Raw genomic sequence first — 15,540 nt, forward strand, 5'->3', positions numbered from 1 at the left:
ATGACGTCCACCACCGCCCCTGCCTGCCGCGTCTGCGGCGCATCCCTGCGGGAGTTCCTCGACCTCGGACGCCAGCCCCTCTCCGACGCCTTCCTCACCCCCGACGCCGACCCGAGCGAGGAGTTCTTCTTCCACCTTGCCGTCGGCCACTGCACCGGCTGCACCATGGTCCAGCTCATGGAGGAGGTCCCGCGCGAGAAGATGTTCCGCGAGGACTACCCGTACCACTCCTCGGGTTCCTCCGTGATGCGCGCCCACTTCACGGCCACCGCCCGCGGCCTGCTCGACCGGGAACTGACGGGCGAGGACCCCTTCCTCGTCGAACTCGGCTGCAACGACGGCGTCATGCTCGACACCGTGCGCCAGGCCGGCGTGCGCCACCTCGGCGTCGACCCCTCGGCCGGGGTCGGCGACGTCGCCCGCGCCAAGGGCGTCCGCGTGCGCACCGCGTTCTTCGAGGAGGCGACGGCACGCGAGATCGCCGCCGAGGACGGCCGCGCCGACGTCGTCTACGCGGCCAACACCCTGTGCCACATCCCCTACCTGGACTCCGTTTTCCGCGGCCTGGACGCCGTCCTCGCCCCCGGCGGCGTCTTCGTCTTCGAGGACCCCTACCTCGGCGACATCGTCGAGCGCACCTCCTACGACCAGATCTACGACGAGCACTTCTACCTCTTCACCGCCCGCTCCGTCGCCGCCCTCGCCGAGCGCTTCGGCTTCGAGCTGGTCGACGTCGAGCGGCTCCCCGTCCACGGCGGCGAGGTCCGCTACACCCTCGCCCGCGCCGGCGCCCGCACCCCCGCCCCCGCCGTGGCCGCGCTCCTGGCCGAGGAGGCCGAACGCGGGCTGGCGGAGCCGGAGACCTTGGACGCCTTCGCCACCCGGGTAGCCCGCAGCCGCGAGGACCTCCTGGCGCTCCTGACCCGTCTGCGCGACGAGGGCCGCACCGTCGTCGCCTACGGCGCCACCGCCAAGAGCGCCACCGTCGCCAACTACTGCGGCATCGGCCCGGACCTGGTCTCCTTCGTCTGCGACACCACCCCGGCCAAGCAGGGCAGGCTCACCCCCGGCGCCCACCTCCCCGTCCGCCCGGCCACCGCCTTCGCCGAGCCCCATCCGGACTACGCACTCCTGTTCGCCTGGAACCACGCCGAGGAGATCATGGCCAAGGAGCCCGCCTTCACCGCCTCCGGCGGCCACTGGATCACCTACGTCCCCGAGGTCCGCGTGCTGTGACCCGGCCTCGCGGCCAGCAGCCTGGCCCTCGGGGAGGGACGGCTGGGACACTGCACGGTGCGGCTCACGGGCATGGGGACATCGTCTTCGCGGGCGGCGAGGAAGCCTCGAACCTCGAAACCGGCACGCACTTCGCCGTCACCGGCGGCGGCACGGCCCCGGATTCCGGGGCGTCCAGCCCGACGAGGGGACGAAAGAACACGGCCCGGCGCTCAAGCGCCGGGCCGTCCTGGTAGCGGGGACAGGATTTGAACCTGCGACCTCTGGGTTATGAGCCCAGCGAGCTACCGAGCTGCTCCACCCCGCGTCGGTGAACACCACCCTACGCCATGTTCGGATGGTCGCTTCACCTGGGCCGAGCGCCACAGGGCAGAACAGCGCGGGCTCTTTCGGCACCGGCCCGCAGCCGGCCGTTCAACCCGTGGGCAGGGGCCAGCTCGGGCCCTCCGGTGCGTCGAGCCAGACCCGCTGCTCGCTGGGGGTGAGGACGAGCCCGTAGCGATCGTGTTCGGGGGCTCCAGCCCGTTCGTAGAGGTCGTGTGCTTCCTCGAGAGCTGTCCAGAGGCCGCGGGGTCCCGCCTGCGTCACTCGGCCGTCCTCATCGATGCCGGCGATCGAGCCGTCGGCTGCCCAGCAGCGAGCACTCGTCGGAACGCCCCGGGCGTCCGTGCTGGGGTACTGCCACGTCAGGCCGGGTTCGACGAGGCTGGCCAGGAAACGGAACCTTACGTCCGCGAGTGCGCTCGCCGGTAGCCTGCCGACGCGCGGTTCGGCGTCGTCGAGCGCGGCGAGGTTGCCGTGCGGCGTACCACAGCCGTCACCGGCACGCAGCGGCATGAACCAGGCAGGGCCGATGAAGCGGCCTTGCGCCTTCCCGGTTCCGGTCTTGCGGACGCGTGCGAGGCCGGTTCCGACGGGGGCGACCAGGAGCCCGTCGCCGGCGAGCTGTTCGAGCCAGGCCGATGGAACGCTACCGACGCGGCACGTGGCGATGATGCGGTCATAGGGGCCACCTTCGGGGTGGCCGAGGGCGCCGTCGCCCGTCACCACCCTGGGCCGGTACCCGGCTGTACTCAGGCGAGCGCTTGCGGCCTCGGTCAGCTCGGGCAGCACATCGACGGTGGTCACGCGGTCATTGCCCAAGCGGTGTGCGAGCAAGGCCGCGTTGTAGCCGGTACCGGTGCCGACTTCCAGCATGGTCGTGGTGTCGGTGACGTCGAGCGCGTGCAGCATGGAGGCCATGAGCGAGGGCTGTGAGCTGGACGACGTCGCGACGCCCCGGGTTCGGTGAGTGACGAGCGCCTTGTCGTCGTAGACCTGGGCGAGCCACTGCTCGCGCTGCTCGGGGACGTCGTGGGCAATCCGGTCGCCACCCGGAGCATAGAAGTAGGGGACGAACACATGACGCGGAACGCGCTCGAAGGCCGCGCGCCATGCGGGGTCGGGCAGTTCGCCCGCCTCAGCGAGCCGCTGGGCGAGCTGGGCGCGTAGCGTGGCGGTCCGCTGTTCGAGACCGGGGGCGGAGGTCATCACGTGGTGCCCTTCTCCAGGAGATCGGCGATGGTGTGATGCGCTCGGCACAAAGAGCAGGTCAGTGCTTTTATGCCGATCCCCTCAGGGTGACCTCAACGGAATCACGAGACGCTAGGTGAGCCAGCTCGGTGGGGATGCACGGACGGTGGCGTGACTTGCCGGGCGCGCTCATAGAGTTCGCGGGCAGTAGGGTTCTTGGCGTGAGGTCGCAGGAGTCGGAACATTTCACGCATTCGCTGGTCGGCTCGACCAGACTGCACTAGGGGGTAATCGTCTAGCGCACTGTGCCAGGTTGTACATGCCGCCTCCAGGTGCCCGATAGCGAGTTGGCGCTCTGCGAGGAGCGTGCGTTCCTTTACTCGCGTGCGCCGGTACACATCGTATCGCAACCTATCGGATTCTTGCATAGCGGCAACTGCGCCGTTCATGTCGCCCATTTCAAAGCGGACCTGACTTGTGTGATAGTTCAATGCTGCCGGATCGTAGGAGCCGAATGCTTTCTCTCTTGATTCAGCTTTGTCCATTGCCATCTCAGCCTCACGTAGGAAGGAAAGCGCCTTGGATCGTTCGCCGATCTGGGCCGCTGAATGTGCTTGCTGTCCCGCTAGGAATGCGCGCATACGTGGCCCTGCTTGCGGTGATGCTGCCGCCGCTGCGTCGGCCAGTCTCATCGCGTGCTTTCCATGGCCAAGGTCAACGGCTTGCACGCTCATTCCACGCAGAGTTGTGCAGTACGTGAGATGGTCTTCTGAGGCGCCAGCTAGCTCTAGTGCCTTCAAGTAATACTGCTGAGCGAGCCCGTGAACCCCCTCATCCACTGCCATGTATCCAGTGAGATAGCACAAGTCGGATGCTGCGGACATCATGGCTTTACGGATTGCGTCCGGGGCATCGGCTCGCAAGTACGGTGCAACCGTATTGATGAGGAATGCGGCAGCCATCGGCCGGGCGTGGCGCCCGCCGAACTGGTCATCGAGTTCGGAAATACGTTCCGTCATGGCGATGACCGTTTCAACGTCAGACATTCCTATGCGTTGAATCGCGCCTGTCTGTACGGCTTCCATCCGGCCTACCACGTCCGGCCAATTCGGAACGGTGACGGCGACAGAGAACAGCCCGGCGCTGAGCACGCTTCGGCGGGACGGGTCCATGTCTTGCCTCCCGAGATCGATGATCCCGTCAACCGTACTTGCGTCCGGTGAGGCGTCCGCAGGGTACGGCGCCGGAAAACCTGCCTCGGCAAGGGTGACTGGCCGCTGGAGTCGGCGCGAGAGGGCTTCCACGATCAACGGGCGGGTCGACTGTTTCGGCATGTGCCCCTTGAGCCACTGGTGAACGGAGGGTTCACGGTACTTGAGCGGAGTGCCGCGTTCCGTTCCGATGCGGTTGACGTCTTGCACGAACTGTCGGAGCGTCAGCCCAGTCGCACGGTACAGGCGCTCAAGATCGGTGTTCGGCTCTGGTGCCCCCACGTGCGTCAACACCCTGTGCTGACAAGCCTCTTAAAGCTCTTAAATCTTCCTGCCCTCTCCACCGTAGCGCCATACGTGACCAGCCGGTTGCCTAGAGCGAGGAAGGGTCATCGGATGCGGAGGTAGACGTGAGCGGCCCTGAGAGCCAGCGAGAGACCCCGGCGGCGCCGGACGTAGGAGACACGGCCCTTGACGCCCGTACGGGTCGCGTGGGTCGCGTTATGGGGCACGTCGGCCCCTATGTGCAGCTCCGCCCGCTGAATGGCGGTTGCGAGTGGGACGCGCGGCCGGAAGACCTCAGCTCCGCCCACCAGTCGGACGCGCTGAGCCCCGACGTAGCGGCGGTCAACGCGAGGAGCCGTCGGTGAGCCGTTCCATCTCCCGGTTTCATGACTGGACGGTCAGCCCGGACATGGAGCCCGACCGAGAGCCGGATCAGTACGCCGCACAGTGCGCCGTGTGCGAGGAACGATCGGCCGACGTGGACACTCCCGAGAAGGCGCGAGAGTGGATCTTTGCCCACGCTGGCAAGAATCCGTCCCACCACACCTACCGGGGAATCTCCGTTCATCCCCTGCGCGCATGGAGGGAGAAGGTGTGATTCCGCGAAGCATTCGCCGCGCTGGATACGCCATCGGCCGATTCGCCGGGCCGCTACTCATCTTCTCCCACGGCGTAGCTTTCGGATTCCTCTTGGCCGCTTTGCTCCTCATGCTCCCCTGAACTCCGCCCCTTGCCGTGACACCCCGGTAGGGGGCGGGCGCCACTCCCGTTCCGGCCGCCCGCTTGGTGAGGACGGTCGGGCCGGAACGGGCCACCCGATCAGGAAAGCTCAGCGAGAAAGGAAACGTGACGTGACAATCACCGAAGTATCGCCAATGGGGCACGCCGGGGAGAACACCATGTTCCTTTGGCTGGACCTGACGCGGAAATGTCAGCTCGAATGCTCCCACTGCTACAACGCATCGGGGCCCGACAGAACACACGGAACCATGACACGCGACGACTGGTTCAACGCCATCGATCAGGCAACAGCAAAGGGAATCGCGGGAATTCAGCTCATTGGTGGAGAACCCATGATGCGCCCCGATGCGCTGGAAATCGCCAGCCACGCACTGAACCTCGGAATCCGCGTGGAGGTGTACAGCAACCTCGTACACGTCACGCCGGAATGGTGGGACCTGTTGAAGCGCGAAGGCGCTTCCCTCGCCACGTCGTACTACTCGGCATCGGCCGAGAATCACAACGCCATGACCCGGCGCCCCAGCCACGGCCGGACACGCGCGAACATCGAAAAGGCCGTAACGCTCGGTATCGCGCTGCGTGTCGGCATCGTCAGCAACGATCAGGAAAACGCCCAAGCGGCCGAGCGGGAAATCCGGGCGCTCGGAGTAACCAGGGTCGGGGTAGATCATGTACGACCCTTTGGCCGTGCGGCAACCGACCAGCCGTCCGGCACGGGCGGACTGTGCGGACACTGCGGAGACGGCCGGGCAGCGATCGGCCCCGATGGGAGCGTGTCACCGTGCGTCTTTCTCCGGCTGGTTGAACGTCGGGAACGTCCACACGACGCCGCTAGCCGACATCCTGACCGGCCGCGCGATGGCCGACGCAACCGCTACCATCCGCAGCACGCGCCGGGAAGGCGCTTGCGACCCCGGGTGCGGACCCAACGAGGAATGCACTCCGGGCTACCCGCCGTCCGACTGTCAGCCAAGGAACTGAGAGAAGCCATGGCACGCGAACTACCCGGCGAAGATTTCTGGGCACTCATCCAGCCCCATACGGGATACCTGTCCGGGGCCGAACCGACAGTTCGCGGATTCGGGTCAGACCTCACAGCAATGGTGGACTGTGAGAATGGCCCTTACTTCGTCAAGGCAATGAGAAACCGAGAGGGGGGGCGACGTGACTCAATCATCAGAGAGAAGCTGATTAACGCCGCAGTGCGCCCTCTTTCTCCGGCTCTCGCTTGGACGGCAGAAGATGAGAGTTGGATCGTTCTGGGGTTCACGGTCGTAGATGGGCGGCGCTCGGATTTCTCGCCGGAAACGGCTGACCTTCCCATCGTCACTCAGCTAATCGAGCGAATCGGGAACGTTTCTCTTCCCGAGATCGCCCGCGAATGGCATGAGCAGCGCTGGGACAGGTTCACCGAATCCCCCGAAGAGGCGCAGTTGTTCCGTGGTGACGCGCTGATTCATGGGGATATCAATCCGAGTAACCTCCTGATCGGCAATGGTGAAAGCTGGGTTGTCGATTGGTCGTGGCCTACGCGAGGCGCTGGTTTCATCGACCCTGCCTGTCTGGTGGTCCAGCTCGTGTCAGCCGGACACAGTGCGGAATCGGCCGAAGAATGGGCGTCGCAGTGCAAGGGTTGGCAAGAAACTGACCCGAAAGCAATCGACGCTTTCGCCGCTGCCACCGTACGTATGTGGCGCACTTTCGTAGAGCGCAAACCTGAAGCCGAGTGGTGCACAGCTATGCGAGACGCTGCCCAAGCGTGGGCCGATCACAGATCGGTTCGGGTGGACTGAGTCGAAGTTGCGCAGCTTCCGGGAGGTGGCCGGGCGGTACGCGACTCGAAACGTCCGGCGGGTCCTGTTCTCTTCCTGCCCGCCGAGCGCTGGGTGTCCTTCGCCGAGGCTGTTCGCAACGGCGAGTTCAACATCTGAGCAAGGGCCGTGACGGCGCCACCTGTGCGGCGACTTTCGGCTGGCAGGGGGCGCTGTCGGGTCCTGATGCGTGGCGACTGCCACTGGTTCGCGCAGGCCGGGTTTCGCTTGACGCCCTGGCTGTTTTCCGGGCCGTCCTGCTCGTTAAGGTCTCGGGGCTGGCGGAGAGTTGCCAATCAGTCGCAGGGAACACGACGAGGGGCCCCACGGCGTAGCCGTGGGGCCCCTCGTCAGCGGACGTCGGAACGTCAGGGGGTCAGCTCTTGGGGAGCCACTTCTTCCAGACGTCCTCGTTGTCGGCGACCCACTCGGCGGCGGCGTCCTCCTCGGACATGCCCTCACCGGCGATCATGCGGGCGACCTCGTTCTGGTCCTCGGTCTTCCACTCGAAGTTCTTGAGGAACTCCGCGGCGTCACCGCCGTTCTCGGCGAAGTCGGCGTTGAAGTACTTCTGCAGCATCTGGGTGGGGTAGCCGCACTCGGTCTTCTCGGCCGGCTCGTTGCAGCCCTCGGTGTACTCCGGCAGCTTCACCTCGACCATCTCGATCTCGGCGTTCATCCACTGCGGGTCCCACCAGTAGGTGAGGAAGGGCTCCTTGGCCTTGTACAGCCGCTCCATGTCCTTGAGCTGGGCGGCCTCGCTGCCCGTCTCCAGGATGTCGTAGTTCAGGCCGTGGTTCTTGATCAGGTGCTTGTCGTAGGAGGTGTACGACGGGGCGGCACCGATGAACTGGCCCTTGTCGCCGGACTCGGAGGTCTTGAAGTCGTCGACGAAGTCGTTCAGGTTCTTGTAGTCCAGCACCTCGGGGTTCTCGTCCGCGAAGTACTTGGGCACGAACCAGCCGATGTGGCCCTCGACGCCCAGGCCGCCGCCGGCGACGACGGTGCCCTTCTCCTCGACGTACTGCCGCTCCTTCTCCGGAACGCCGCCCCAGTCCTCCAGGATGGCGTCGGCCTTGCCGCTGTCCAGGGCGTCGAAGGCGACCGGCTCGTCCATCTGCCGGAGCGTGACGTCGACGCCCAGCTCCTCCTCGAGGACGTGCTTGGCGACGGCGGCGTTGGCCTGTGCGCCGACCCAGGACGGGACGGCGATGGTGACCTCGGTGGCGCCGCCACCGCTGGAGGAGCCGGTGTCGGTGTCGGTCTCGGCGGCGCAGGCGCTCACGGCGAGGCCCATGACGCCGACGGCGGCGATCAGGGAGGTGCGGATCGGTGCTCTGCTCATGGTGTGGCTACTTCCGTATCTCTCGGTTATCTGTTGGGGGTTGTGGCGGCGGCCGGTAGCGCTGCCGCCGGGGCTTGGGGGAGGGGCGCCAACGGGGCGTCAGCGCCCTTCCGCGCGGGCGGGCTGGGTGAGGCGGTCGAGCATCACGCCGAGGCAGACGATGGCCGCACCGGCCGGGAGGCCGAGGGCGAGGTCGGCCTTGGCCAGGCCCTTGATGACCTCGATGCCCAGGCCGCCGCCGCCGACCATGGCGGCGATGACGACCATGGACAGCACCAGCACCACGCCCTGGTTGACGGCGACGAGCAGGGCTCGTCGGGCCAGCGGCAGCTGGACCTGGAAGAGCTGCTGCTTGCTGGTGGCGCCCATCGACCGGGCGGCCTCGACGGCCGCGGGGTCGACCTGCTGGATGCCCTGGGCGGTGATCCGGATGACCGCGGGCAGGACGAAGACGACCGCCGCTGCGATACCGGCGACGCGCCCGCCGCCGAACAGGGCGATGACGGGGATCAGGTACACGAACTGCGGCATCGTCTGCATGGCGTCGAGCAGCGGGCGCAGCCACCGCTCGACGACCGGCACCCGGGCCGCCAGGACGCCTACGGCGAAGCCCAGCACGAGGGTGAGGACCAGCGCCAGCAGCACCTGGGACAGCGTGTCCAGGGACGTCGTCCACAGGCCGAGGACGCCGATGAGGGCCAGGGACGCGGTCGCGGGGATCGCGGCGCGCCAGCGGCCGACGGCCCAGCCGAGGGCGGCGACCAGGACGAGGAGGGCCCACCACGGGGTGGCGTTGAGCCCGGAGCGCAGGGGGTTGAGCACCCACTCGGCCACGCCTTCGGCCCACACGAGGGTGCCGCCGAAGAAGGGCACTCCGGAGCCGAGGGTCTCCTCGATCCAGTCGCTGGCGTCGTTGACGTAGGGGGTGATGCGGTACGTCCACTCGCGCGGCCACGTGTCCTCGCCGAGGTGCGGGCCGACGGCGGCCAGGACGGCGGTGAGGGCGCCCAGGCCCAGCCAGGACGGCCAGCCGCGCAGCCGTGCCGCACGGCCGGAGGAGGCCTCGTCGGCCTCCAGCCGGGCGCCCGCGGCGGCGGTGGTGCGGTCGAGCAGGACGGCGAGGAGCACGATGGCGATGCCCGCCGTCAGCGCCTGGCCGACGTTGACCTTGCCCAGGGCCCGGTAGATGACGTCGCCCAGGCCGCCGGAGCCGACGACGGAGGCCAGCACGACCATGGAGAGGCACATCATGATGGCCTGGTTGAGGCCGAGGAGCATCTCCTTGCGGGCGAGCGGCAGCCGGGCCGTCCACAGCCGCTGCCAGGGGCTGGCGCCGAGGGAGGCGGAGGCCTCCAGGGCGGCGGGGTTGGCGCCGCGCATGCCGAGGGAGGTGAGCCGGGCCATGGGCGGGGCGGCGTAGATGACGGTGGCGACGAGGGCCGAGGGGACGCCGATGCCGAACAGCAGGACGAACGGCAGCAGGTAGGCGAAGGCCGGCATGACCTGCATGAGGTCGAAGACGGGCCGCAGCGCCCGGTCGCAGCGGTCGGAGATTCCGGCGGCGACGCCGAGCAGCAGCCCGAGCAGGGCGGCGAGGGCGACGGCGACCGTCATCAGGGCCAGGGTCTCCATGGTGGGGCCCCACATGCCCAGGACGCCGCACACGACGAACACGCCGAGGGCGGTGGCCGCGGTCTTCAGGGCGCGGGGGCGCAGCCCGGCGCCGCCCGCGTACCAGGCGATGACGGTGCCGAGCACCGTCACGCCCACCCAGCCGAGGTTCTCGAAGAGCTGGGCGAGGGAGTCGACGGCCAGTTCGGCGTTGTTGCTGATGTGCAGCAGGAAGTAGAGGAAGAGCCAGTGGGAGTCGCGGTTCTCGACGAGCCAGTCGTTGAGGTCCTCCAGCGGCGTCCTGACGTCGATGGCGAAGTCGGAGGGCCAGGTGCCCGAGCCGGTCACGAACGCGCTGACGACGACGAGGACAGCCGCGAGGGTGACGAGCAGCGCCATGGGGCGGGCCGCGAGCCACGCGGCCACGCTCACCCGCTCGGGAGCGTCGTCGGCCTTGACGGGGGTGTCGGTGGGCGGCTCCGCGGGCCGCCCGTCTCTCTTCTCCAGTGTCGGGGCGCTCATATGGCGGCCGCCTCGCGGTCGGTCGGCCGGCCGTCCGGCCCGGAGTCCAGTCCGGCGATGACGGACAGCAGCCGGGTGTGGCAGACGACGCCGAGGGTGCGGCCGTCCTCCGTGACGCGGACGTGTCCACCGTCGCGGGCGATGGGCCCGATGGCGTCGATGACGGGGGCCGTGCACGGCATGGCGGGGCCGGTGGTGGCCTCGTCGCCCTCTGCCGGACGCATGGCCCGGCGCAGGGTGATGACCTGCTCGCGGGGCACGTCGCGGACGAAGTCGCGCACGTAGTCGTCGGCGGGGGAGGCGACGATCTCCTCGGGGGTGCCGAGCTGGACGACCTGGCCGTCGCGCATCAGGGCGATGCGGTCGCCCAGGCGCAGGGCCTCGGAGAGGTCGTGGGTGATGAAGACCATGGTGCGGCCCTCCTCGCGGTGCAGGCGGATGACCTCCTCCTGCATGTCGCGGCGGATCAGCGGGTCCAGGGCGCTGAACGGCTCGTCGAAGAGCAGCACCTCGGGGTCGGTGGCCAGGGCGCGGGCGAGGCCGACGCGCTGCTGCTGGCCGCCGGAGAGCTGGCCGGGCCGGCGGTCGCCGAGGCCGGTGAGGCCGACCTTCTCCAGCATCTTCTGGGCCTGCTCGCGCCGTTCGGCCTTGCCCATGCCCTGGATCTCCAGGCCGTAGGCGATGTTGTCGAGCACGGTGCGGTGCGGCAGGAGCCCGAAGTGCTGGAAGACCATGGCGGCGCGGTGCCGGCGCAGTTCGCGCAGCCGAGCCTTGTCCATGGCGAGGACGTCCTCGCCGTCGATGCGCAGCGAGCCGCTGGTGGGCTCGATGAGCCGGGTCAGGCAGCGCACCAGCGTGGACTTGCCGGAGCCGGACAGACCCATGACGACGAAGACCTCGCCGGGGTGGACGTCGAAGGAGACGTCCCGGACGGCGGCGGTGCAACCGGTGCGCTCGGTGAGCTCGGCGGCGCTGAGCCCGCGGAGGCTCTCGTCGCCGGGCACCGCCTCGGCCTTGCGGCCGAAGACCTTCCAGAGATTGCGGACGGCGAACACCGGTTCGGTGGCCGCGTCCTGACCGTTGTCGATGGTGGTCATCAGGCAACACCTTCCGGTGTCGTGGGGGACGTCTGGACGGATTCGTTCTCGGCGTTCTCGGCCTTGAGCAGGTCGGCGGCCTTCTCGCCGACCATGAGGACGCCGAGCATGGGGTTGACGGCGGGGATGGTGGGGAAGACGGAGGCGTCCGCGATCCGCAGCCCGCTCAGACCGCGCACCCGCAGCAGCGGGTCGACGACGGCGAGGGCGTCGTCGGGGGCGCCCATCCGGCAGGTGCCCGCCGGGTGGTACACGGTGTGCGCGACCTGCCGCGCGTACGCGCTGAGTTCCTCGTCGGAGGTGACCTCGGGGCCCGGGGCGACCTCGCGGCTCAGCCACTTCGCGAAGGGCTCGGTCTTCGCGATCTCCCGGGCGATCTTGATGCCGTCGACGAGGGTGCGGCCGTCGTAGTCGTCGACGTCGGTGAAGTACCGGAAGTCCAGCGCGGGCTTGACCTCGGGGTCGGCGCTGGTGAGGTAGAGCCGGCCGCGGCTGCGGGGCTTGGGGATGTTCGGCGTCATCGACACGCCGTGCTCGGGCCGTTCGTAGCCGATGCGCTCGGGGTTGTCGGTGAAGGGGATCTGGTAGAAGTGGAACATCAGATCCGGGCCCTCGGCCTCCGGATCGCGGCGCACGAACAGTCCGGCGTCGGAGTCCATCGCGGAGTTGTCCGGTATCGGCCCGTCGGTCTCCCAGACGATCACCGACTCGGGGTGGTCCAGCAGGTTCTCGCCCACGCCCGGCAGGTCGTGCACGACGGGGATGCCCAGCGCGTCCAGGTCGGCGGCGGGTCCGATGCCCGAGTGCAGCAGCAGGCGCGGCGTGTCCACGGCGCCCGCGCAGACGACGACCTCGCGGCGCGCCCGCAACAGGGTCTCGGTGCCGTCCTTGGCCCGCACGTGCACGCCGGTGGCCCGCCCGCCGTCCAGCTCCAGTCGGTACGCCCAGGTCTCCAGGAGCAGTTCGAGCTTCGGCCGGTCGCCCGCCGCCAGGTGCGGGTGGAGGTAGGCGACGGAGGCGGAGGAGCGCTTGTTGTCCTCCGGGTGGTAGGCGAGGTCGAAGAACCCGGCGCCCTCGTGGAAGGGGGCCTTGTTGAAGCCCTCGACGCGCGGCACGCCCGTCGCGGTGACGGCGGCCTCGACCCAGTCGCGGGCGATGGCGTTCCGGTCCTTCTCGTGCACCGGGACGATGTTGTTGCGCAGCTTCCCGAAGTACGGGTCCATCTCCCCGGCGTTCCAGCCGGTGGCCCCGGCCCGCTCCCACTCGTCCCAGTCGGAGGGCAGCGGCTTGAAGGAGATGAGGGTGTTGTGCGAGGAGCAGCCGCCCAGGACCTTCGCCCGGCTGTGCCGGATGTGACTGTTGCCGCGCGGCTGCACGGTCGTGGGGTAGTCGTAGTCGAGCTCGCCGCCGAGCAGGCCGAGCCAGCGCCGCAGGGTGAGCACCTCCGGCCGGTCGACGTCGGACGGTCCGCCCTCGATGACGGCCACGCTGACGTCCGGGTCCTCGGTGAGCCGGGAAGCGATGACCGAACCGGCCGTTCCGCCGCCGACGATCACGTAGTCGTAGACGGGCCCGGGGGCGGGGTCGTGGCTGCTCATGGGGGTGTCGTGCTCCTTGTGGTGGTACTCAGAAGAGGTGCTGAGACGGGGGGAGGGGGCGGTGCGCACGGTGGTGCGGCCGCCCCCGTGGGCCGGTGACGGCCCGGGGGCGGCGGCGTCAGCCACCGAACCAGCGGACGGGCGCGGGGCGCAGGTTCTCGTACACGTGCTTCGTCTCGCGGTACTCCGCCAGCCCGGCCGGGCCGAGCTCGCGGCCCACACCGGACTTGCCGAAGCCGCCCCACTCCGCCTGCGGCAGGTACGGGTGGTAGTCGTTGATCCACACCGTGCCGTGCCGCAGCCTCGCCGCGACCCGGCGGGCCCGGGCCGTGTCGGCGGAGAAGACGGCGCCGGCGAGGCCGTACTCGGTGTCGTTGGCCAGCGCGACGGCCTCGTCCTCGGTGTGGAACGTCTCCACGGTCAGGATGGGGCCGAAGGTCTCCTCCCGGACGACGCTCATCTCGCCGTGGCAGTGGTCGAGCACGGTGGGCAGGTAGAAGTAGCCGCTCTCGGGCAGGACGTCGCTCGGCTCGGGGCGCGCGCCGCCGCAGCGCAGCGTGGCGCCGTCGGAGAGCGCGGCCGCGACGTAGGCCTCGGTCTTCTCCAGCTGCTGTCGGGAGACGAGCGCCCCGCACTCCACGCCCTTCTCGGTGCCGCGGCCCAGGCGTATCCGCTCGGCGCGGCGGGCCAGCTCGGCGACGAAGCGGTCCCGGACCGACTCCTCGACGATGAGCCGGGCCCCGGCCGAGCAGACCTGGCCGCTGTGGATGAAGGCGGCGTTGAGCGCCTGGTCGACGGCGGTGTCGAAGCCCTCGTCGGTGGCGCAGGCGTCGGCGAAGACGACGTTGGGGTTCTTGCCGCCCAGCTCCAGCGCGACCTTCTTCACGCTCGGCGCCGCGGCCTGGGCGACCTTGACACCGCTGGCCAGGCCGCCGGTGAAGGAGATCAGGTCCACGTCCGGGTGCTCGGCCAGCCGGGCGCCCACGGGAACACCGGCGCCGGTGACGACGTTGCCCACCCCGGCCGGCAGCCCGGCCTCGACGAGCAGCCGCATGAGGTGCCCGGTGGACAGCGGGGTCAGCTCGCTGGGCTTGATGACGAAGGTGTTGCCCGCGGCGAGCGCCGGGGCGATCTTCCAGCTCGCCTGGAGCAGGGGGTAGTTCCAGGGCGTGATCATGGCGCAGACGCCGACGGGCTCGTGCACGACGACGCTGTGCACGTCCGCGCTACCCGCGTCGACCACGCGCCCGCCGGACTCGTTCATGACGAGGTCGGCGAAGTACCGGAAGGCGGCCGTCACGTCGTCGACGTCGACCCGGCCCTCCTCCAGCGTCTTGCCGGTGTCCTGGGACTCGATGCGGGCGATCTCCTCGCGGTCCCGCTGGAGCAGGTCCGCGGTGCGCCGCAGGAGGCCGGCCCGCTCGGAGACCGGTGTCGTGGGCCACGGGCCGCTGTCGAAGGCGCGGCGAGCGGCCCGGACGGCCTCGTCGGCGTCGTCGGCCGTTCCCTCGGCGACCACGGCGAGCACACTGGCGTCGGCCGGGTCGACGATGTCCCGGGTGGCACCGGTCGTGGCGGCGCGCCACACACCGTCCACGTGGATCGTTGCCATTCCCGGCGCGTCTTCTCGATGCATTTCCTTGCTTCCTGCCCGTTTTGTACTAGGCCAGTCGCACTGGCATCGGACACCCCTGCCCCGAACCACCGATCTCATGCCGGTCGATGTGCGACAAGTGGCCTTCCTCACGCGGTGGCCCCCGGCACGCGGGTATTCCGGCGTCATACCCACCGGCTAGGTTGTCGCCTGGCACAACTGAAATTTCGGGGAAGGTTCCTGCACGTGCGCAACCAGCACAAGAAGTCCGCTCTCGCGGCCGCTGCCGTCCTGCTCGCCGTCACCGGCCTGAGCGCCTGCGGCAGCGAGGGCAACGGCCTGGCCGAGAAGTCCGGCAAGGAGGTCGTCGACGAGGCGGGCAAGGCGCTCAAGGACGCCAAGTCCGTCCGGATGAAGATGGACACCTCCGAGGAGGGCGCCTTCTCCATCGACCTGGCCATGGACGGCGACGGCAACTGCGCCGGTGTCATCGACCAGGGCGAGGCGGGCAAGGTCGAGCTCATCAAGCAGGGTGAGAAGGTCTGGATGAAGCCGGACCAGAAGTTCTGGGAGACGCAGTCCGGTCCGGAGGGCGCGTCCACCTGGGAGCTCGTCAAGGGCAAGTACCTCTCCGGCACCACCGAGGACCCGATGATGGCCGGCATGGCCGGCACCTGTGACCTGAAGGCCATACAGGAGGACATCGGCTCCGACGACGAGGACGCCACGTGGTCCGACCCGAAGGAGGGCGAGGTCGAGGGCCAGAGCGTGGTGACCGTCGAGAGCACCAAGGACGGCGAGAAGACCACGCTGCACGTCGCCGCCGAGGGCACCGCCTACCCGGTGCAGTCGATCGGCGAGGAGAGCGGCACCCAGTCCAAGGTCGCCTTCTCCGAGTGGGACAAGCCCGTCGCGGACGAGGTGCCCTCGGAGGAGGAGTCGCTCGACGTGGCCAAGCTGGAGCAGATGGGCTGACC

Annotated in this window: 12 protein-coding genes, 1 tRNA gene and 1 pseudogene; 6 read left to right on the top strand and 8 right to left on the bottom strand. The window is 69.0% G+C overall.

The window, feature by feature from the left end; genetic code table 11:
• Window positions 1–1,236 (top strand): class I SAM-dependent methyltransferase, encoded by a 1,236-nt coding sequence (locus HPT28_RS05915; protein WP_219089859.1) that lies wholly within the window; start codon window positions 1–3, stop codon window positions 1,234–1,236.
• A gap of 230 nt (window positions 1,237–1,466) precedes the next feature.
• On the opposite strand, the gene HPT28_RS05920 is transcribed toward HPT28_RS05915, so the two are convergent.
• The 3 genes from HPT28_RS05920 to HPT28_RS05930 all read right to left on the bottom strand — a co-directional run bounded on the left by HPT28_RS05920 (window position 1,467) and on the right by HPT28_RS05930 (window position 4,241).
• Window positions 1,467–1,543: transfer RNA gene (locus HPT28_RS05920), tRNA-Met, on the bottom strand.
• Window positions 1,544–1,650: 107 nt separating this feature from the next.
• Complete coding sequence (locus HPT28_RS05925) at window positions 1,651–2,766, bottom strand: methyltransferase domain-containing protein (RefSeq protein ID WP_219089860.1); 1,116 nt, start codon at window positions 2,764–2,766, stop codon at window positions 1,651–1,653.
• Between the two features lie 104 nt (window positions 2,767–2,870).
• Entirely contained in the window at window positions 2,871–4,241 is a 1,371-nt protein-coding gene (locus HPT28_RS05930) for a tetratricopeptide repeat protein (protein WP_219089861.1), read from the bottom strand.
• A 128-nt stretch (window positions 4,242–4,369) separates the two neighbouring features.
• On the opposite strand from HPT28_RS05930, the gene HPT28_RS27685 reads away from it, so the two are divergent.
• The 4 genes and pseudogenes from HPT28_RS27685 to HPT28_RS05950 all read left to right on the top strand — a co-directional run.
• Window positions 4,370–4,609: a hypothetical protein gene (locus tag HPT28_RS27685; RefSeq protein ID WP_374226923.1), complete on the top strand. Its 240-nt coding sequence runs from the start codon at window positions 4,370–4,372 to the stop codon at window positions 4,607–4,609.
• The gene (locus tag HPT28_RS05935) at window positions 4,606–4,842 is read left to right on the top strand and encodes a hypothetical protein (RefSeq protein ID WP_308119101.1); all 237 of its coding nucleotides are present in this window, start codon (window positions 4,606–4,608) and stop codon (window positions 4,840–4,842) included. The genes HPT28_RS27685 and HPT28_RS05935 overlap by 4 nt, the downstream gene beginning before the upstream one ends.
• A gap of 253 nt (window positions 4,843–5,095) precedes the next feature.
• Window positions 5,096–6,778, top strand: coding sequence for a radical SAM protein (locus HPT28_RS26645; RefSeq protein WP_308119102.1), 1,683 nt, complete (start codon window positions 5,096–5,098; stop codon window positions 6,776–6,778).
• A 12-nt stretch (window positions 6,779–6,790) separates the two neighbouring features.
• A pseudogene (locus HPT28_RS05950) lies at window positions 6,791–6,916 on the top strand (DUF397 domain-containing protein); the annotation flags it as partial.
• A 256-nt stretch (window positions 6,917–7,172) separates the two neighbouring features.
• Here the strand turns inward: HPT28_RS05950 and HPT28_RS05955 are convergent.
• The 5 genes from HPT28_RS05955 to HPT28_RS05975 form a co-directional block, all read right to left on the bottom strand.
• Complete coding sequence (locus HPT28_RS05955; RefSeq protein WP_219089863.1) at window positions 7,173–8,141, bottom strand: ABC transporter substrate-binding protein; 969 nt, start codon at window positions 8,139–8,141, stop codon at window positions 7,173–7,175.
• 99 nt (window positions 8,142–8,240) lie between these two features.
• Complete coding sequence (locus HPT28_RS05960; RefSeq protein WP_219089864.1) at window positions 8,241–10,274, bottom strand: proline/glycine betaine ABC transporter permease; 2,034 nt, start codon at window positions 10,272–10,274, stop codon at window positions 8,241–8,243.
• Window positions 10,271–11,371, bottom strand: a complete 1,101-nt coding sequence (locus HPT28_RS05965) for a glycine betaine/L-proline ABC transporter ATP-binding protein (RefSeq protein ID WP_219089865.1) — start codon at window positions 11,369–11,371, stop codon at window positions 10,271–10,273. The genes HPT28_RS05960 and HPT28_RS05965 overlap by 4 nt, the downstream gene beginning before the upstream one ends.
• Window positions 11,371–12,969, bottom strand: coding sequence for a GMC family oxidoreductase (locus HPT28_RS05970; protein ID WP_219089866.1), 1,599 nt, complete (start codon window positions 12,967–12,969; stop codon window positions 11,371–11,373). The genes HPT28_RS05965 and HPT28_RS05970 overlap by 1 nt, the downstream gene beginning before the upstream one ends.
• A gap of 118 nt (window positions 12,970–13,087) precedes the next feature.
• Complete coding sequence (locus HPT28_RS05975; RefSeq protein ID WP_219089867.1) at window positions 13,088–14,581, bottom strand: aldehyde dehydrogenase family protein; 1,494 nt, start codon at window positions 14,579–14,581, stop codon at window positions 13,088–13,090.
• Between the two features lie 228 nt (window positions 14,582–14,809).
• On the opposite strand from HPT28_RS05975, the gene HPT28_RS05980 reads away from it, so the two are divergent.
• Window positions 14,810–15,538: a hypothetical protein gene (locus HPT28_RS05980; RefSeq protein ID WP_219089868.1), complete on the top strand. Its 729-nt coding sequence runs from the start codon at window positions 14,810–14,812 to the stop codon at window positions 15,536–15,538.
• The last annotated feature ends 2 nt before the right edge of the window (window positions 15,539–15,540 follow it).

This window comes from Streptomyces sp. JJ38, assembly GCF_019303475.1.
Classification (GTDB): Bacteria; Actinomycetota; Actinomycetes; order Streptomycetales; family Streptomycetaceae; genus Streptomyces.